Annotated in this window: 19 protein-coding genes; 16 read left to right on the forward strand and 3 right to left on the reverse strand. The window is 71.9% G+C overall.

The genetic code is table 11. The annotated features are described in order from the left end of the window. Nucleotides 1–115 precede the first annotated feature (115 nt). The 3 genes from NMK34_RS15320 to NMK34_RS15330 all read left to right on the forward strand — a co-directional run bounded on the left by NMK34_RS15320 (nucleotide 116) and on the right by NMK34_RS15330 (nucleotide 2,863). On the forward strand, nucleotides 116–1,174 hold the full coding sequence (locus tag NMK34_RS15320; RefSeq protein ID WP_318336353.1) for a M50 family metallopeptidase: 1,059 nt from the start codon (nucleotides 116–118) through the stop codon (nucleotides 1,172–1,174). Continuing rightward, nucleotides 1,171–2,115 (forward strand): tRNA (adenine-N1)-methyltransferase, encoded by a 945-nt coding sequence (locus NMK34_RS15325; RefSeq protein WP_318333968.1) that lies wholly within the window; start codon nucleotides 1,171–1,173, stop codon nucleotides 2,113–2,115. Before NMK34_RS15320 ends, NMK34_RS15325 begins: the two co-directional genes overlap by 4 nt. 175 nt (nucleotides 2,116–2,290) lie before the next feature. Continuing rightward, nucleotides 2,291–2,863: a hypothetical protein gene (locus NMK34_RS15330; protein WP_318333969.1), complete on the forward strand. Its 573-nt coding sequence runs from the start codon at nucleotides 2,291–2,293 to the stop codon at nucleotides 2,861–2,863. 59 nt (nucleotides 2,864–2,922) lie between these two features. Here the strand turns inward: NMK34_RS15330 and NMK34_RS15335 are convergent, their stop codons facing one another. Continuing rightward, entirely contained in the window at nucleotides 2,923–3,216 is a 294-nt protein-coding gene (locus tag NMK34_RS15335) for a ferredoxin (protein ID WP_043324386.1), read from the reverse strand. 177 nt (nucleotides 3,217–3,393) lie between these two features. On the opposite strand from NMK34_RS15335, the gene arc reads away from it, so the two are divergent. From arc to NMK34_RS15375, 8 genes are all read left to right on the forward strand, one after another. Beyond that, nucleotides 3,394–5,175, forward strand: a complete 1,782-nt coding sequence (arc, locus tag NMK34_RS15340) for a proteasome ATPase (protein ID WP_018784497.1) — start codon at nucleotides 3,394–3,396, stop codon at nucleotides 5,173–5,175. 167 nt (nucleotides 5,176–5,342) lie between these two features. Continuing rightward, entirely contained in the window at nucleotides 5,343–6,860 is a 1,518-nt protein-coding gene (gene dop, locus NMK34_RS15345) for a depupylase/deamidase Dop (protein WP_412098885.1), read from the forward strand. A 107-nt stretch (nucleotides 6,861–6,967) separates the two neighbouring features. Further along, nucleotides 6,968–7,174 (forward strand): ubiquitin-like protein Pup, encoded by a 207-nt coding sequence (locus NMK34_RS15350; protein WP_013286106.1) that lies wholly within the window; start codon nucleotides 6,968–6,970, stop codon nucleotides 7,172–7,174. Between the two features lie 21 nt (nucleotides 7,175–7,195). Next, nucleotides 7,196–7,882, forward strand: coding sequence for an endonuclease VII domain-containing protein (locus tag NMK34_RS15355; RefSeq protein WP_318333970.1), 687 nt, complete (start codon nucleotides 7,196–7,198; stop codon nucleotides 7,880–7,882). After that, nucleotides 7,801–8,640, forward strand: coding sequence for a proteasome subunit beta (gene prcB, locus NMK34_RS15360; protein WP_181726645.1), 840 nt, complete (start codon nucleotides 7,801–7,803; stop codon nucleotides 8,638–8,640). Before NMK34_RS15355 ends, prcB begins: the two co-directional genes overlap by 82 nt. A gap of 55 nt (nucleotides 8,641–8,695) precedes the next feature. Continuing rightward, the gene (gene prcA / locus NMK34_RS15365; RefSeq protein ID WP_318333971.1) at nucleotides 8,696–9,529 is read left to right on the forward strand and encodes a proteasome subunit alpha; all 834 of its coding nucleotides are present in this window, start codon (nucleotides 8,696–8,698) and stop codon (nucleotides 9,527–9,529) included. Nucleotides 9,530–9,677: 148 nt separating this feature from the next. Then, the gene (gene pafA, locus NMK34_RS15370) at nucleotides 9,678–11,036 is read left to right on the forward strand and encodes a Pup--protein ligase (protein WP_013286109.1); all 1,359 of its coding nucleotides are present in this window, start codon (nucleotides 9,678–9,680) and stop codon (nucleotides 11,034–11,036) included. A gap of 59 nt (nucleotides 11,037–11,095) precedes the next feature. Further along, nucleotides 11,096–11,314: a hypothetical protein gene (locus tag NMK34_RS15375; protein WP_262016167.1), complete on the forward strand. Its 219-nt coding sequence runs from the start codon at nucleotides 11,096–11,098 to the stop codon at nucleotides 11,312–11,314. Between the two features lie 12 nt (nucleotides 11,315–11,326). Here the strand turns inward: NMK34_RS15375 and NMK34_RS15380 are convergent, their stop codons facing one another. Both NMK34_RS15380 and NMK34_RS15385 read right to left on the reverse strand, forming a co-directional pair. Beyond that, a complete protein-coding gene (locus tag NMK34_RS15380; protein WP_318333972.1) occupies nucleotides 11,327–12,412 on the reverse strand; it encodes a DUF3866 family protein in 1,086 nt (361 codons plus the stop codon). Between the two features lie 44 nt (nucleotides 12,413–12,456). Then, entirely contained in the window at nucleotides 12,457–13,449 is a 993-nt protein-coding gene (locus NMK34_RS15385) for a cation diffusion facilitator family transporter (RefSeq protein WP_318333973.1), read from the reverse strand. 105 nt (nucleotides 13,450–13,554) lie between these two features. Here NMK34_RS15385 and NMK34_RS15390 point away from each other — a divergent pair, with 105 nt between their 5' ends. From NMK34_RS15390 to tatC, 5 genes are all read left to right on the forward strand, one after another. Continuing rightward, nucleotides 13,555–14,553, forward strand: a complete 999-nt coding sequence (locus NMK34_RS15390) for a helix-turn-helix transcriptional regulator (protein WP_318333974.1) — start codon at nucleotides 13,555–13,557, stop codon at nucleotides 14,551–14,553. Next, complete coding sequence (locus tag NMK34_RS15395) at nucleotides 14,550–15,557, forward strand: YafY family protein (RefSeq protein ID WP_318333975.1); 1,008 nt, start codon at nucleotides 14,550–14,552, stop codon at nucleotides 15,555–15,557. The genes NMK34_RS15390 and NMK34_RS15395 overlap by 4 nt, the downstream gene beginning before the upstream one ends. Nucleotides 15,558–15,567: 10 nt before the next feature. Further along, nucleotides 15,568–15,816, forward strand: a complete 249-nt coding sequence (locus NMK34_RS15400; RefSeq protein ID WP_318333976.1) for a hypothetical protein — start codon at nucleotides 15,568–15,570, stop codon at nucleotides 15,814–15,816. Nucleotides 15,817–16,033: 217 nt separating this feature from the next. Continuing rightward, nucleotides 16,034–16,369, forward strand: a complete 336-nt coding sequence (gene tatA, locus NMK34_RS15405; RefSeq protein ID WP_318333977.1) for a Sec-independent protein translocase subunit TatA — start codon at nucleotides 16,034–16,036, stop codon at nucleotides 16,367–16,369. 21 nt (nucleotides 16,370–16,390) lie between these two features. Further along, nucleotides 16,391–17,344: a twin-arginine translocase subunit TatC gene (tatC, locus tag NMK34_RS15410; RefSeq protein WP_318333978.1), complete on the forward strand. Its 954-nt coding sequence runs from the start codon at nucleotides 16,391–16,393 to the stop codon at nucleotides 17,342–17,344. Nucleotides 17,345–17,544: the final 200 nt, after the last annotated feature.

Here is a 17,544-nt window from a genome sequence, read left to right on the forward strand (position 1 = left end):
TCGCTCCCCGCGCTCACGTAGCATCGGGCCGGTGCAGCAGCGGAGCCGAGGATCCCGCCGGCCGGGCCTCAGCCTCGGCCGGGTGCTCGGGGTGCCGCTGCGCGTCGACGCCTCGATGCTGCTGCTCACGGTCGTGGTCACCGTGCTGTACGCGGCGCTGGCCCGCCGCCAGCTCGACCTCGGCCCGCTCGGCGGCTACCTGGTCGGGCTCGGGTTCGTGATCTCGCTGCTCGGCTCCGTGCTGCTGCACGAGCTGGGGCACGCGCTGACCGCTCGCCGGTACGGCATCGGTGTGCGGGGGATCACGCTGGAACTGCTCGGCGGGTACACCGAGATGGACCGCGACGCCCCCAGCCCCCGGGTCGAGCTGCTGATCTCCCTGGCCGGGCCGGCGGTCTCCGCGGTGCTCGGCGCGGGCGCGGTCGCCGCCACCCTCGCCCTGCCCGCCGGCACGCTCGGCCACCAGCTCGCCTTCCAGCTCGCGGTCAGCAACGTCGTGGTGGCGATCTTCAACAGCCTGCCCGGGCTGCCGCTGGACGGCGGCCGGGCGCTGCGCGCCGCCGTGTGGGCGCTCACCCGCGACCGGCACCGCGGAACCGAGGTGGCCGGCTGGGTGGGCCGGGCCGTCGCGCTGGGCACGCTGGCGCTGGTCGTGGTGCTCACCATGCGCCGGGCGCTGGCCCCGCTGGCCCTGCCGCTGCTGCTGCTCGTCGCGCTGACGCTGTGGCGCGGCGCCGGCCAGTCGATCCGGCTGGCCCGCATCGGCCGCCGGCTGCACCTGGTCGACCTGGCCCGGCTGGCCCGCCCGGTGCTGCCGGTGCCCGCCGGCACCCCGCTGGCCGAGGCGCAGCGCCGCCGCGACGAGGCGGGCACCCCCGACGCGGCGCTCGGCGTGGCCGACCCGGCCGGCCGTACCGTCGCCCTGGTCGACCCGGCGCGCGCCGCTCGCGTACCCCCGGAACGGAGGCCGTGGGTCGCGGTGGACGAGGTGGCCCGCGACCTGGCCGCCGTGCCGGCCCTGCCGCTCGGAGCCGACGGCGAGCGGGTGCTGGAGACGGTGCGCACCCACCCGGGCGCGCAGTACGTCGTGACGGCAGGCGAAGATGTGGTCGGCGTGCTGCACATCGCGGATCTCGCCCAGCTCCTGGAACCCGAACGGAAGACGAACACGTGACCGCAGAGATCTCCACCGTCCCGGCGTTGCCCCCGGTGCACCGTGGGCCGTTCCGGCCCGGCGACCGGGTCCAGCTGACCGACCCGAAGGGCCGGATGCACACCGTGACGCTGGAGCCCGGCAAGGAGTTCCACACCCACCGCGGGATCCTCAAGCACGACACCCTGATCGGCCTGCCCGACGGCAGCGTGGTCACCACCGCCGGCGGCGGCACCGCGTTCCTGGCGCTGCGGCCGCTGCTGTCGGACTACGTGCTGTCCATGCCGCGCGGCGCCCAGGTGATCTACCCGAAGGACTCGGCACAGATCGTCGCGATGGGCGACATCTTCCCCGGCGCCAAGGTGCTGGAGGCCGGCGCCGGATCCGGCGCGCTGTCCTGCTCGCTGCTGCGGGCCGTCGGCACCGAGGGCGAGCTGCACTCGTTCGAGGTACGCGACGACTTCGCCCAGATCGCCCGCCGCAACGTCGAGGCGTTCTTCAACGGCCCGCACCCGGCCTGGAACCTGCACGTCGGCGACGTCGCCGACTGCGCCGAGACCGGATTCGACCGGATCATCCTGGACATGCTCACCCCGTGGGAGATGCTCGACATGGTCGAGCGGGCGCTCGTGCCCGGCGGCGTGCTGATCGGCTACGTGGCCACCACCCCGCAGCTGTCCGAGCTGGTCGAGGCGCTGCGCGAGCGCGGCGGCTGGACCGAGCCGCGCGCCTGGGAGTCGCTCGTGCGCGACTGGCACGCCGAGGGGCTCGCCGTCCGCCCGGACCACCGGATGATCGCCCACACCGCGTTCCTGGTGTCCGCGCGCAAGCTCGCCCCCGGGGTCACCGCGCCGCCGCGCCGCCGCAAGCCGAGCAAGGGCGCCGAGGCGTACGCGCAGCGGCGCGACGCCCTGCGCGCCGCCGCCGCGGCCCGGGCGGCGCAGGAGCCGGAGGAGTCCTGACCCCCGCCGCGCGGGCGCGCGCGCACGGGCGGATCATGTGTGCCGGTGGGGACGACACCTGAGCGGGTGGAGACGGTGGCATGAGCGAGCGGATCGGGGCGCGCGTCGGGCGGCGCGCCCGTGCCGGTGACCGGAACCGATGGCGGCGCCGCGGCGCGCTCCGGCGGGAGGCGGCGTGAGCAACCCCGGCTACGGCAACGGCGACCTGCCCGCCGTCTTCCCGGACTGGTCGCCCTACACCGACCTGGAGTCCGCCGCCCGGGCGTACCTGCGCGACCCGGACATCGCGCTGGAGGCGCTCGACGGCGTGCTGCGCGGCGCGTCCGTGCTCGGCTTCACGCTGGAACGCTTCGTCAACGAGGTGAACGGGGTGTGGCAGGAGGTCGTCGTCTGCGACGGCAGCCGGCTGGTGCTCTGGCACGGCGAGGACGTGCCGCCGGGGGAGGGGCCGCCCGGCGCGATGACCTCCTCGCTGCGGGTGGTGCCGCTGTCCACCGTCACCGAGGTCGGCTGCCGGCGGCGGCTCATGCGCGCCGACAACGGCAGCGTCCGGGTCGACAGCATCGACGTATACCTGCTGCTCAGCTCGCTGGACGAGGCGCCGCCCAGCGACGAGGCGATCGGCGCGCCCCGGCACGACGCGCTGCGCTTCGGCAAGACGCTCGACGACGGCGGGGCCGGGCAGATCGCCCGGCTGGAGAAGTTCGCCCGGCTGGTCGCCTCGGTGGTCGGCCGGCCCCTGCTCTGAGGCGGACGCACGACGGGCCGGGGACGTGTCGTCCCCGGCCCGTCGTGTCCGTCTCCGCCTCAGTCGTCGGCCTCCGGGCCGGCCACCTCCACGCCGTCGCTGCCGCGCACCACGTGGATGCACTCGCCCGGGCACTCCTTCGCCGAGTCGATCACCTCGAGGCGCAGGTGCTCCGGCACGTCCACCCGGGCGCCCGGGGCCTGCCGCAGCTCGCCGTCCGGGCCCTTGACGTACGCCAGGCCGTCGACGTCGAACTCGAAGACCTCCGGCGCGTACTGCACGCAGAGCCCGTCACCGGTGCAGAGGTCCTGATCCACCCAGACCTGCAACTGGTCGGTCGCGACGTCGGTCACGAAGCACCCCCCATGTTCTCCCGTCCCACACTCCGACGGTACCCGAACGCCCGTACCCACCCCGCGACCAGCCCTTCGCGATCAAGCTTCGGTGACGAGCGCGTTGCTGTGGACCGAATCGGGCTCATAGCGGCTAGTGTTAGGTCAGAACGTTCAAGCCCCCCGGGGAGGTGGGACGTGGCACGCAGCGACGACGCGGACTCGCGCGCCGCACGGTGGGAAAAGGAAGCCCACGATCTCTCCACGCAGGTCGCGTTCCTGCAAGAGGAACTCGCTCTGGTGCGGCGCAAGTTGACCGAAAGCCCCCGACACGTCCGGCAGCTCGAAGAGCGGCTGGCGGCCACTCAGGCACAGTTGGCGCGGCTGACCGAGAACAACGAACGGCTCGTGAGCACCCTCAAGGAGGCTCGCGCGCAGATCGTGACGCTCAAGGAGGAGATCGACCGTCTCGCCCAGCCGCCGAGTGGCTACGGCGTCTTCCTGGCCAAGCACGACGACGGCACGGTGGACGTGTTCACCGGCGGGCGCAAGCTCCGGGTGGCCGTCTCGCCCTCGCTGGAGGTCGACGAGCTGCGCCGTGGCCAGGAGGTCCTGCTCAACGACGCGCTCAACATCGTCGACGCGTTCGGCTACGAGCGGGTCGGCGAGGTGGTGATGCTCAAGGAGATCCTGGCGGGCCCCGAGGGTGCTCCGGGTGACCGGGCGCTCGTGGTGTCGCACTCCGACGAGGAGCGCATCGTGCATCTCGCCGAGACCCTGATCGGCAGCGCGATCCGGGCCGGCGACTCGCTCATGATCGAGCCCCGCTCGGCGTACGCGTACGAGCGGATCCCGAAGAGCGAGGTCGAGGAACTGGTGCTGGAGGAGGTGCCCGACGTCAACTACGAGGACATCGGTGGCCTCCAGGCGCAGATCGAGCAGATCCGCGACGCGGTGGAACTGCCCTTCCTGCACTCCGACCTGTTCCGCGAGCACCAGCTCCGGCCGCCGAAGGGCATCCTGCTCTACGGCCCGCCCGGCTGCGGCAAGACGCTCATCGCCAAGGCGGTGGCGAACTCGCTGGCCAAGAAGATCGCCGAGCGGGAGGGCAAGGAGCGGCACACCAGCTTCTTCCTCAACATCAAGGGCCCCGAGCTGCTCAACAAGTACGTCGGCGAGACCGAGCGGCACATCCGGCTGATCTTCCAGCGGGCGCGGGAGAAGGCCGGCGAGGGCACTCCGGTGATCGTGTTCTTCGACGAGATGGACTCCGTGTTCCGCACCCGCGGCTCCGGCGTCTCCTCCGACGTGGAGAACACCATCGTCCCGCAGCTGCTCAGCGAGATCGACGGCGTCGAGGGCCTGGAGAACGTCATCGTCATCGGCGCCTCCAACCGGGAAGACATGATCGACCCGGCGATCCTGCGCCCCGGCCGGCTCGACGTGAAGATCAAGATTGAGCGGCCGGACGCCGAGGCGGCGAAGGACATCTTCTCCAAGTACATCCTCGCCGGCCTGCCGCTGCACGCCGACGACCTGGCCGAACACGGCGGCGACGCCCAGGCCACCGTCGCGGCGATGATCGACGCGGTGGTCCTGCGGATGTACTCCGAGACCGAGGAGAACCGCTTCCTCGAGGTCACCTACGCCAACGGCGACAAGGAAGTCCTCTACTTCAAGGACTTCAACTCCGGCGCGATGATCCAGAACATCGTCGACCGGGGCAAGAAGATGGCCATCAAGGAGTTTCTCACCTCCGGCCGCAAGGGTCTGCGGCTGCAGCACCTGCTCGACGCCTGCGTCGACGAGTTCCGCGAGAACGAGGATCTCCCCAACACCACGAACCCCGACGACTGGGCGCGCATCTCCGGCAAGAAGGGCGAGCGGATCGTCTACATCCGCACGCTCGTCTCCGGTGGCAAGGGCGCCGAGGCCGGACGGTCCATCGAGACCGCCAGCAACACCGGCCAGTACCTGTAGTCCGGCCCCCTCGACGAAGGCCCGTGGCGCGCACGCCACGGGCCTTCGCGCGTACCCGGGGAAGCCGCCACACCGGACCCGGCGCTGCCGCCACGCCCCCGGCGCGCGTGACGGCGACTACGCTCGACGTGACGGGGACCGGGACGGCGAGCGGAGCGGGCAGGTCGATGAGCGTTAGACGGATCATGGGCACCGAGGTCGAGTACGGCATCTCCGTGCCCGGTCAGGCCGGAGCCAACCCGATGGTCACCTCCTCCCAGGTGGTGAACGCCTACGGGGCGCGACCGGAACTCAACCGGGGCGGCCGGGCCCGCTGGGACTACGAGGAGGAGTCGCCACTGCGCGACGCCCGCGGCTTCACCTACTCCGGCGCCGCGTACGACCCGGCCGAGGCGCTCGCCGACGAGGACCTCGGGCTCGCAAACGTCATACTCACCAACGGCGCCCGCCTCTACGTCGACCACGCGCACCCGGAGTACTCCACGCCCGAGGTGACGAACCCCCTCGACGTGGTGCGGTGGGACAAGGCGGGGGAGCGGGTGATGGCCGAGGCGGCCCGCCGGGCCGCGACCATCCCGGGCACCCACCCGATCCACCTGTACAAGAACAACACCGACAACAAGGGCGCCAGCTACGGCGCGCACGAGAACTACCTGATGCGCCGGCAGACGCCGTTCGCCGACATCGTGGCGTACCTGACGCCGTTCTTCGTCACCCGGCAGATCGTCTGCGGCGCCGGGCGGGTCGGCATCGGCCAGGACGGCGGCCAGGCCGGTTTTCAGATCTCCCAGCGGGCCGACTTCTTCGAGGTCGAGGTGGGGCTGGAGACGACGCTCAAGCGGCCCATCATCAACACCCGGGACGAGCCGCACGCCGACGCCGACAAGTACCGCCGGCTGCACGTCATCATCGGCGACGCCAATCTCTCCGAGATCTCCACGTTCCTCAAGGTCGGCACCACCTCGCTGATCCTTGCCATGATCGAGGAGAAGGCGCTCGGCGCGGATCTGGGCATCGCCGACCCGGTTGCCGAGCTGCGCGCGGTCAGCCACGACCCGTCGCTCAAGCACCTGATGCGGATGCGCGACGGCCGCAAGCTCACCGCGCTGGACGTGCAGTGGGCATACCTGGAGCGGGTGACCTCCTTCGTGGACGACCGTTACGGCAAGGATGTGGACACGCAGACCGCCGACGTGCTGCGCCGCTGGGAGAGCGTGCTGGACCGGCTCGGCCGGGACGCGTTCGAGTGCGCCGACGAACTGGACTGGGTGGCCAAGCTGCGGCTGCTGGAGGGGTACCGGGAGCGGGAGAAGCTCGCCTGGGGCTCGCACAAGCTGCAACTGGTCGACCTGCAGTACTCCGACGTGCGGCCGGAGAAGGGCCTCTACCACCGCCTGGTGCAGCGCGGCTCGATGAAGACGCTGCTCACCGACGAGCAGACGCGCACCGCGATGACCGAGCCGCCGGAGGACACCCGGGCCTACTTCCGGGGCCGCTGCCTGGACCGGTACGCCTCCGAGGTGGTCGCCGCGAGCTGGGACTCGGTCATCTTCGACGTGGGCCGGGAGTCGCTGGTCCGGGTGCCGATGATGGAGCCCGAGCGGGGCACCCGCGCGCACGTCGGTGAGCTGTTCGACCGTTGTGAGAGCGCCAAGGATCTGCTGGAGACGCTCACCGGCGGGTGACCCCGATGCCGGAAGGCCCGCCGGGTGCCGGAAACGGGCACGCGACGGGCCTTTCGTCGCTCCCGCGAGGTAAGTTGATCGCAGGCGATCGTGGAGGAGGCACCACCATGGCGACGCAAGAGGGTGGGCAGACCCAGTCCGGCAAGTCCCGCGAGGAGGTCGAGGAGGTCACCGCTGAAGCCAACCCCGAGGTGGCCGAGCGGCACGCCGAGATCACCGAGGACGTGGACGACCTGCTCGACGAGATCGACTCCGTCCTGGAGGAGAACGCCGAAGAGTTCGTGAGAGGTTACGTACAAAAGGGAGGCCAGTGATCAAATCGGGTCGAAACGGACATGCCGCTTCCCCTTGATGATCACGACGGTCGACGTCGTTGCCGCGACTGCGGGGACTGGAAGCCGCTCGATGAGTTCTGTGCGAGCAGCAAGCGCCCCAGTGGCCGCGGCAGCTACTGCAAGCCCTGCTTCAATGCTCGGTCCAAGGCCAGCTACGCGAAGCGGGTGAAGCAGCGGTACGACCGCGAGGTGAAAACGCCCAGAGACGTTCCGGAGGGCCATCGCTTCTGTGCAGACTGCGGAAGTGTGAAGCCCGTGGGCGACTTCCCTCGTAACCGCTCCGACAGCACGGGCTACGCAACCTATTGCAAGCCGTGCCACAACCTTCGAACTCGTGAAACCAAGCAGCGGCTGTACGGCGGTAGCCGCGAGTACCACCTGCGTCGCCGTTACGGGGTCGGGGAGAAGGAGTTCCAGGAGCTCCTGGCCGAGCAGGGCGGCGTCTGCGCGGTCTGCCGGCGCCCCGATCCGGAACATCTGGACCACGATCATCGCACCGGATGGGTGCGCGGGATACTCTGCTTCAACTGCAACGGTGGTCTTGGTCAGTTCAAGGACAACCCCGACGTCCTGGCCAGGGCGATCACGTACCTGAGAGGAACCACGTGGCAGCGGGTTTTGATCCATCCGGGCGTCTTCCAGATGTGTTCACCAACGCGGGGACGTCCTCCTTCACAGCGTTCCTGAGCAAGGTGGCCCCCGAGATGCTGCCCGGCCGTCGGCCGCTGCCGCCCGGCATGGCCGCCGACATGGCGCCGCACGCCACCACCATCGTGGCCATCTCGGCCGCCGGCGGTGTGGTCATGGCCGGCGACCGGCGCGCCACGATGGGCAACCTGATCGCCCAGCGCGACATCGAGAAGGTGCACCCGGCCGACGCGTACTCGCTCGTCGGCATCGCGGGCACCGCCGGCATCGGCATCGAGCTGATGCGACTGTTCCAGGTGGAGCTGGAGCACTACGAGAAGATCGAGGGCGCGATGCTCTCGCTCGACGGCAAGGCCAACCGGCTGGCCTCGATGATCCGCGGCAACCTGGGCGCGGCCATGCAGGGCCTGGCCGTGATCCCGTTGTTCGCCGGCTTCGACCTGGCCGCGAGCGACCCGGCGCGGGCCGGGCGGATCTTCAGCTTCGACGTGACCGGCGGCCCGTACGAGGAGACCGGTTACGACGCCATCGGCTCCGGTTCGCTGTTCGCCAAGTCCGCGCTGAAGAAGCGGTTCCGGGCCGGCCTGTCGGTCGAGGACGCGACGCGGCTGGCGGTCGAGGCGCTCTACGACGCGGCGGACGACGACACCGCCACCGGCGGCCCCGACCTGACCCGGCGGATCTACCCGGTCGTGATGACCGCTACCGCCGAGGGCACCCACCGGCTCACCGACGCCGAGACGGCGGCGATCGCGGAGAGCGTGGTGTCCGGCCGGATGGAGAACCCCGGCGGCTGATGCCGCCCCGCACCGTCCACCGAGTCAGCAGTCCCGCAGAAGGAGAACCGCCGCCGTGGCCATGCAGTTCTACGCCTCGCCCGAGCAGATCATGCGCGACCGCTCCGAGCTGGCCCGCAAGGGCATCGCCCGGGGCCGCAGCGCGGTGGTCCTGAGCTACGCGGGCGGGGTGCTCTTCGTCGCCGAGAACCTGTCCAGCACGCTGCACAAGGTCAGCGAGATCTACGACCGGATCGGCTTCGCCGCTGTCGGCCGGTACAACGAGTTCGAGAACCTGCGTCGCGCGGGCGTGCGGATGGCCGACCTCAACGGGCTCAGCTACGACCGCCGGGACGTGACCGGCCTGGCGCTGGCGAACGCGTACGCGCAGACGCTGGGCGCGATCTTCACGGAGCAGTCGAAGCCGTTCGAGGTGGAGATCTGCGTGGCCGAGGTGGGCGCGACCGCCGAGGACGACTCCCTCTACCGGGTGACCTACGACGGCTCGGTGAACGACGAGCCGGGCCGGATGGCGATGGGTGGCCAGGCCGAGGCGATCAGCGGGGTGCTGAAGAACGAGCACCGGCCGGAGATGTCGCTGTCGGAGGCGGTCCGCGCCGCCATGAAGGCGCTGAGCAGCGTCGGCGGCGAGGGTGGTGCGGCCCGTACGATCGCCGCGAACCAGCTGGAGGTGGCGGTCCTGGACCGGCGCCGGGTGGGGCGTACGTTCCGGCGGGTGACCGGCGCCGCGCTGACCGCGCTGCTGGAGGGCGACGCCGAGGCCGACACCGCGCCGGCGCCGGGCCGGGCGAAGACGCCGACGGTGCCGACGGAGGAGGCGAAGAAGCCGACCACGTCGGCGGGTTCGGCCGATCTGGAGGGCAACGCGGAGGACAAGCCCGCCGAGTGAGATCCGCGCTCGCGGACCCCGCCACCTCGCCGAGGTGGCGGGGTCTTTCGTGTACGGAGCCCGCCACCTCCCCGATCCGGTGGGGGAGATCGCAAGCGGCGAGCGTCGGCGCTGCCCATCGGAGGCTCCGGGCGGCTAATGTCTCATCATGGAGCGGCGAATCTTCGGCCTCGAAACCGAGTACGGCGTCACCTGCACCTATCGCGGGCAACGCCGACTGTCCCCCGACGAGGTCGCGCGGTACCTGTTCCGGCGGGTGGTGTCGTGGGGCCGGTCGAGCAACGTGTTCCTCCGCAACGGCGCCCGCCTCTATCTCGACGTCGGTTCGCACCCGGAGTACGCGACTCCGGAGTGCGACTCGGTGACCGACCTGGTGGCACACGACCGGGCCGGTGAACGGATCCTGGAAGGGCTGCTCGTCGACGCGGAGAAGCGGCTGCACGACGAGGGCATCGCGGGCGAGATCTACCTGTTCAAGAACAACACCGACTCGGCCGGCAACTCGTACGGCTGCCACGAGAACTACCTGGTGTCCCGGCACGGCGAGTTCGGCCGGCTGGCCGACGTGCTCATCCCGTTCCTGGTCACCCGGCAGTTGATCTGCGGTGCGGGCAAGGTGCTGCAGACGCCGCGCGGCGCGGTCTACTGCCTGTCCCAGCGGGCCGAGCACATCTGGGAGGGCGTCTCGTCGGCGACCACCCGCAGCCGGCCGATCATCAACACCCGGGACGAGCCACACGCGGACGCGGAGCGCTACCGCCGGCTGCACGTGATCGTCGGTGACTCGAACATGAACGAGGTCACCACACTGCTGAAGGTCGGCACGGCCGACATCGTGCTGCGGATGATCGAGGCCGGCGTGGTGATGCGTGACCTGACGCTGGAGAACCCGATCCGGGCCATCCGCGAGGTGTCGCACGACATCACCGGCCGGCGCAAGGTGCGGCTGGCCTCCGGCAAGGAGGTCTCGGCGCTGGAGATCCAGCAGGAATACCTGGCCAAGGCCACGGAGTTCGTGGAGCGCCGGGGTGGCGACCAGACCGCGAAGCGGGTTGTCGACCTGTGGGGCCGGGTGCTGCGCGCGGTCGAGACCGGCGACCTGGACCCGGTGGCCCGGGAGATCGACTGGGTCACGAAGCTGAAGCTGATCGAGCGTTACCAGCGCAAGCACGATCTGCCGCTGTCGCACCCGCGGGTGGCGCAGATGGACCTGGCCTACCACGACCTGCGGCGCGGGCGTGGCCTGTACGGGCTGCTGGAGCGCCGCCGCGAGGTGGACCGGGTGGCGACCGATCCGGAGATCTTCGAGGCGAAGGAGACGCCGCCGCAGACGACCCGGGCGCGGCTGCGCGGCGAGTTCATCCGTCACGCCCAGGAGAAGCGGCGCGACTTCACGGTGGACTGGGTGCACCTGAAGCTGAACGACCAGGCGCAGCGCACGGTGCTGTGCAAGGATCCGTTCCGGGCCTACGACGAGCGGGTGGAACGGCTGATCGCCAGCATGTGATCGTGCGGGTGGCCGGTGCCCGGCACCGGCCACCCGTCCACGGGTACGCTGGCGTCGCGATGAACACTTCCGAATCCGCCGGTGGGCCCGGCCGCGAGACGTCCTCGGACCGTGACGGCACCGAGAAGCTCAACTGGATCGACCGCCGGCGGGAGAAGATCCGCGCCGAGATCGAACGCAACAGGCGCGGCGACTACACGGTGCCGACGTGGGTGCTGGCGGTGGCGCTGGCGCTGATCGTGGGCGCCTGGCTCGGGCTGATCCTCTTCCTCGGCTGAGCGCCGCGCCGGTCAGGTCAGCAGGCCTGCCGCGTACCGGCCGGCGGCGGCCGCGGCCAGGAAGTAGGCGTGGTCGGCGTCCAGGCCCCGGCCCATCGTGGACAGGCCGACCGGACTTGCCCGCAGCGCCGCGTCCAGGCCGTCGGTGGGCACGGTGACGATCCGGTGCCGGTCGGCCAGCGGCGTCAGCGCCGCGGCGACCTCAGCGGCCAGGCCGGAGTCGAGGCCGTCCGGCACGACCAGTTCCGCGGGGGCCAGCGCGACCCGGCCGTACGCGGTCAGGCTGTGGTGGGAGACGCCACGGTGCCGGGGCCGGGCGTCGGCGTCGGAGATGCGCAGCGAGCCGACCGGGCGCCCGCCCAGCGCGGCGATCGCGTTCACCGCCTCGCCGACGGCGACGCCGGAGAAGCCCCACCGGGTGCCGGTGCCGAGGTTGCCGGGCCCCTGGGCGACGATCGTCAGGTCCGCATCGAGCACGTGCCGGGCGGCGAGCAGACCGCTGTGCAGTGTGCTCGCCTCCAGGTCGCCGCCGAACGCCTGGCCCACGCTCACCGTGCCCACGAGGTGCCCGGCCAGCCCGGCCAGGGTGCGGGAGAACCAGGCCGGCAGCGCCCCGCCGTCGGTCAGCACGTATGCGACCCGGGCGTCGGGCGCGTCGGCGCGTACCCCTGCCAGGATCGCCGGCAGCGCGGAGTGCAGGTCGGCGGTGACCACCGGCATGCCGTCGACGGTGTCGGCGGCGGCGAGCCGGTCGTGGTGCGGTGAGGCCTCCTCGTCCACGCCGAGCAGGATCGGTTGCAGCGGCGTGTAACGGGCCTTGACCAGGTGCCCGGCGTCGCGGCTGTCGCCGGCCTGCGGCGGGTCCGGGGGCAGCCGGTCGGGCAGCGCCACGACCAGCGCGTAGCCGCCGGTGCCCAGGCCCATCAGCAGCGCGCCGGCGTTGAGCAGCACCCGGTCGCCGGGCTCCGGCTCGCCGACCAGGGCCGGGTAGGCCAGGGCGCGCATCCTGGTGCCGTCGGGCAGGTCGACGTCGAGTTCGACGGCGCCGGTCCACCGTCGCCGTACCATCGTGACCGTGCCGGACCGCCATCGCACCATGCGGTGCACGTTATCGGCCGCCACCGGGACGGGCGCCGGGCGGGTCAGGCGTCCGGGTCGTCGACCGGGCGGCCCGCCTCGTCCTGGGTGGTGCGGGCGGGCCGGCCGGCGGAGCGGGACCGGGTGGGGTCGAGGAAGACGTACGCGATCTCCGGGAAGTGCCCGGTGAGCCGGCGTTCGGCCTCGTCGGCGGCGGTCTCGATGTCGGCGCCGGTGGCGTCGTCGCGGAAGTCGACCTTGGCGGCGACGAGGATGTCGTCCGGGCCGAGGAACATGGTCATCAGCGTGTCGACCCGGTCCACCGTCGGCACGTCGGCCAGTTCCCGTTCGATGCGCCGGTGCAGCCGGTCGGAGACGGAGCGGCCGACCAGCAGCGAGATGTTGCTGCGGGCCAGGACGGCGGCGACCACCAGCAGCAGCACGCCGATGAGGATCGAGGCGATGCCGTCGTACAGCTCGTCGCCGGTCAGGTGCGACAGGGTGAGCCCGCCGGCGGCGATCAGCAGGCCGATCAGCGCGGCGCTGTCCTCCAGGAAGACGGCCTTGACGGTGGTGTCGGCGGTCAGGCGCAGGTAGCGGCGCGGGGTGGTGCCCCAGCGGCGCGACTCGCCGCGCACCTGCCGGACCGCCCGGGCCAGCGACACCGACTCGATCGCGAAGGAGACCGCCAGCACCACGTACGCGACGAGGTATTCGCCGCTGTGCTCGTGCACCAGGATGGTGGTGACGCCGTGCGTGATGGCGAAGCCCGCCCCGGCGACGAAGGTGAACAGCGCGGCGAGGAACGCCCAGACGTAGCTCTCCTTGCCGTACCCGAAGGGGTGCCGGGTGTCGGCGGGCCGCGCGCCGCGGCGCAGCGCCAGGTAGAGCAGCACCTCGGTGGTGGTGTCGGCGAGCGAGTGGGCGGCCTCGGAGAGCATCGCCGCGGAGCCCGAGATCAGGCCCGCGACCAGCTTTGCGACCGCGATGGCGAGGTTCGCCGCGCCGGCCACCACGACCGTGCCGACGCTCTCGGTCTTGACCTCCGGTTCCGCCATGCGATCACCCTATGACCGGTCGATGTCCGCCGCCGGACGGGAAGACACCCGCGCCGCGCCGCGCGGGTGCCCGCGCCCGACGTGCGGGCTGCTAGCGTTTGGGCCGTGTCCCGGACCCGTACCGAACGCCTGGTCAACCTGGTGATCTGCCTGCTGTCGACGCGACGCTTCCTGACCGCCGCGCAGATCGCCGCGACCGTGCCCGGCTACGAGCACGACCCGGACGACGCCAAGGACCACGAGGCGTTCCAGCGCAAGTTCGAGCGCGACAAGGCCGAGCTGCGTGAGCTGGGGGTGCCGCTGGAGACCGGCACGGCGAGCGTCTTCGACGCCGAGCCGGGTTACCGGATCGCGCCGCGCGCGTACGCGCTGCCCGACATCCCGCTCGAACCGGACGAGGCCGCCGCGGTGGGCATCGCCGCCCGGCTGTGGCAGCACGCCGGGCTGGCCGCCGCCGCGTCGTCCGGGCTGGCGAAGCTGCGCGCCGCCGGCATCGACGTCGACCCGCAGGCCACGCTGGGCCTGGAGCCGATGGTGACAGTCGACCCGGCGTTCGCGCCGCTCACCGCCGCCGCGCGGGACCGCCGCGAGGTCCGCTTCGACTACCGGGTGCCGGACCGCGACGCGCCCACCCGCCGCCGGGTGCAGCCGTGGGGCGTGGTGTGCTGGCGCGGCCGGTGGTACGTCGTCGGCCACGACCTGGACCGCGCGGCGACCCGCTGCTTCCGGCTGTCCCGGGTGGTCGGCACGGTCCGGGCGACAGGTGAGCCGGGCGCCTACGAGCCGCCCGCCGGGGTCGACCTGATCAGCCACGTGGCCCGCTGGTCCGGGCCGGTGGAGCGCACCGGCCGGGCCACCGTGCTGGCCACGCCGGGCCGCGCCGCCGGGCTGCGCCGCTGGGCGGTGGAGTGCCAGGCCGGCCCGGACGGCGACCGGCTGGTGCTGCCGTACGCCGACGCCGACTACCTGGCCGGCCAGATCGTCGGGTACGGCCCGGACGTGCGCGTGCTGGAGCCACCCGAGGTACGGGAGGCGGTCATCCAGCGCCTCAAGGAGGTCGCCGCCCGCCACGACGAGCTCGTAGTGGCCGGGGGTGCCCGGTGACCCGCCCGGCGGCCCGCGCGGGCCGTGCGTCCGCCGACCGGCTGGCCCGGCTGCTCAACCTGGTGCCCTACCTGCTGGCCCGCCCCGGCATCGAGATCGCCGAGGCGGCGCACGACCTCGGGGTGACCGAGAAGCAGCTCCGGGAGGACCTGGAACTGCTCTGGGTGTGCGGGCTGCCCGGCTACGGCCCCGGCGACCTGATCGACATGGCGTTCGACGGCGACCGGGTGACCATCACCTACGACGCCGGCATCGACCGGCCGCTGCGGCTCACCCCGGACGAGGCCCTGGCCCTGGTGGTGGCGCTGCGGATGATCGCCGAGACGCCGGGCGTGGCCAACCGGGAGGCGGTCGAGCGGGCACTCGCCAAGATCGAGAACGCCGCCGGTGACCTGGCCGGCGCGCCGGTCGAGGTCCGTCTTCCCGGCGACAGCGCCCGGGTACGCGAGCTGCGCGCCGCCGTCGAGCGCGGCCGGGCACTGCGGATCACCTACTACACGGCGGCGCGGGACGAGACCACCGAACGCACCATCGACCCGCTGCGGATGCTGATGGTCGGCGGCCGGGCGTACGTGGAGGCGTGGTGCCGCCGCGCCGAGGCGGTGCGGCTGTTCCGGGCGGACCGGATCGACGCGGTGACCGAGCTGCCGGAGCAGGCGGTCGTGCCGCCGCAGGCCCGCCCGCACGATCTCAGCGACGGGGTGTTCCGCCCGTCGGCCGACCTGCCGCTGATCACGCTGGGGATCGGCCGGGGCGAGCGGTGGATCACCGAATACTATCCGTGCGAGCGGGTCGAGGCCGACGGTGAGCAGTGGGTGGTGTCGTTGCGCGTCACCGACCTCGGGTGGGCCCGGCGGTTCGTGCTCGGGCTCGGCCCGGAGGTGACCGTGGTGGCCCCGGCCGAGCTGGCCGAGCAGGTACGCGCCCAGGCCGTGGCCGCGCTCGACGCGTACGCCACCCCGGCCGGCAGCGCCGACCCGGCGGCCGCCGGCGTCACCCGATAGGCTGACCGCCGTGGTGACGTGGATCGTGCTCGGGGTCGTGGTGTTCGCGCTGGTCGTACTGGCCCTGGCGATCCGTCCGGTGGTGAGCCGCCTGCCGGGGCTGCGCCGCTCCGCGCTGGCGTTGCAGCGCCGGGCGGGCGAGGCGGAGTCGCTGCGGTCGGCCGCCGAGCAGTTGCAGGCGCGGGCCGAGTCGCTCCAGGAGCGGGCGGCGCTCGCGCAGGAGCGGATCATGTTGATCAAGGCCAAGCGCGGCGACTGATCGACGGCTGTCGGCCCGGTGAGCGTCGTCTGCGCGTTCCCGGCCGGTTACGCGCAGGAATGCGCGGACCTGGACGGTTGACGGGACACTTCGGGTTGGTCGAAACTTCACCGATCGGGCCCGCACGAGCAGGCCCGCGGGGGTGGCAAGCCGCTGCGACACACGTACGATGGGCGACGAACCACCCCTCACCGACACAGAGCGACTGGAGCTTCCCATGGGTGCCCTCAAGCCGTGGCACATCGCCGTACTCGTGGTCGTGCTGATCCTGCTGTTCGGCGCGAAGCGGCTCCCCGACGCGGCCCGCTCGCTGGGCCGTTCGCTGCGGATCATCAAGGCCGAGACCAAGAGCCTGCACGACGACGACCGCGATCTCGCCGAGAAGGCCGACGCGCAGGCCGGCTACCAGCCGCTCCAGCCGCAGCAGCCCGTGCAGGGGCAGCCGTACGTGCAAGGCCAGCAGCAGTACGCCCAGCAGCAGCCGTACGCGCCGCAGCCGCAGCAGCCCGTGGCCCCGCCGGCCGACCCGGTGCAGCGCGTCCGCGAGAACTGATCCGAGAGGGCCTCAATCACCGTGGCCTTCGGGTTGAAGAAGCGCGGCCCGAGCAACTTCGCGCGAGCCGCCGACGGCTCGATGACGCTCATCGAGCACATCCGTGAGCTGCGTAACCGGCTGTTCCGCGCATCGCTGGCGATCCTGGTCGGCTTCGGCTTCGGCATCTGGCTGGCCACGCCGGTCCGGGTGTTGCTGTCGAAGCCCTACTGCGACCTGCCGCAGTCGATCGATCCGGAAACCGGCAAGTGCCTGTTCGTGCAGCTCGGCGTCGCCGACGTCTTCCTGCTGAACCTCAAGATCGGTCTCTGGGTCGGTCTGATCATCGCCGCGCCGGTCTGGCTCTACCAGCTCTGGGCGTTCATCGCTCCCGGCCTGCACCGGCACGAGCGGCGTTACGCGTACGTCTTCACCGCTCTGGCGGCCCCGCTGTTCGCGGCCGGCGCGGTGCTGGCGTTCTTCGTCACCACCAAGGGACTGGAGTTCCTGCTCAACGTCTCCGGCGACGACATCGCGACCAACCTCGAGGTGACCCGCTACATCTCGTTCGTCACGAACCTGATCCTGCTGTTCGGTGTGGCGTTCGAGTTCCCGCTGATCGTGCTGATGCTCAACTTCGTCGGCCTGGCCAGCGCCAAGCGGCTGCTCAGCTGGTGGCGGGTGGCGGTGTTCGTGTTCTTCGCGTTCGCCGCGGTGGTCACGCCGACACCCGACCCGTTCGGCATGACCGCGCTGGCGATCTGCCTCTGCGCGCTCTACTTCGCCGCCGTGGGGGTGGCGTTCCTCAACGACAGGCGGCGCGGTCGCGGGCGTGAGGCCTACGCCGGCATCGCCGACGACGAGGTGTCACCGCTGGATCTGTCGGACGAGCCGGTGCCCACCGGTGGCCGGATCGAGGCGTCCGAGCCGATCGGCGCACCCGAGCCGATCGTCGCCCCGAAGCCGATCGAGCGCCGCTACGACGACATGACCTGACCGACCCCGCTCACCGCCGGACGCCGTCCCCACCTCACGGGGGACGGCGTCCGTGTTCCACGGCAGCCCTGCCGAGCCCTCCGGCCCTCCACCCCACCCCACCCCATCCCACGTCGATCTTGGACTTTGTGCCCCTCCAGTGCCCGATATGAACCCTTCGCACGGGCCGAGACTGCAAGATCGCCGGGGCGGGGCGGGGC

This window comes from Micromonospora sp. BRA006-A (genome assembly GCF_033433935.1).
Taxonomy (GTDB): domain Bacteria; phylum Actinomycetota; class Actinomycetes; order Mycobacteriales; family Micromonosporaceae; genus Micromonospora; species Micromonospora aurantiaca.

Coding starts and splice junctions, on each gene's coding strand:
- NMK34_RS15320 (WP_318336353.1), top strand. CDS start 116: ATGCTGCTGCTCACGGTCGTGGTCACCGTGCTGTACGCGGCGCTGGCC.
- dop (WP_412098885.1), top strand. CDS start 5,343: ATGAGCGTTAGACGGATCATGGGCACCGAGGTCGAGTACGGCATCTCC.
- NMK34_RS15350 (WP_013286106.1), top strand. CDS start 6,968: ATGGCGACGCAAGAGGGTGGGCAGACCCAGTCCGGCAAGTCCCGCGAG.
- NMK34_RS15355 (WP_318333970.1), top strand. CDS start 7,196: ATGCCGCTTCCCCTTGATGATCACGACGGTCGACGTCGTTGCCGCGAC.
- pafA (WP_013286109.1), top strand. CDS start 9,678: ATGGAGCGGCGAATCTTCGGCCTCGAAACCGAGTACGGCGTCACCTGC.
- NMK34_RS15375 (WP_262016167.1), top strand. CDS start 11,096: ATGAACACTTCCGAATCCGCCGGTGGGCCCGGCCGCGAGACGTCCTCG.
- NMK34_RS15380 (WP_318333972.1), bottom strand. CDS start 12,412: ATGGTGCGATGGCGGTCCGGCACGGTCACGATGGTACGGCGACGGTGG.
- NMK34_RS15385 (WP_318333973.1), bottom strand. CDS start 13,449: ATGGCGGAACCGGAGGTCAAGACCGAGAGCGTCGGCACGGTCGTGGTG.
- tatA (WP_318333977.1), top strand. CDS start 16,034: ATGGGTGCCCTCAAGCCGTGGCACATCGCCGTACTCGTGGTCGTGCTG.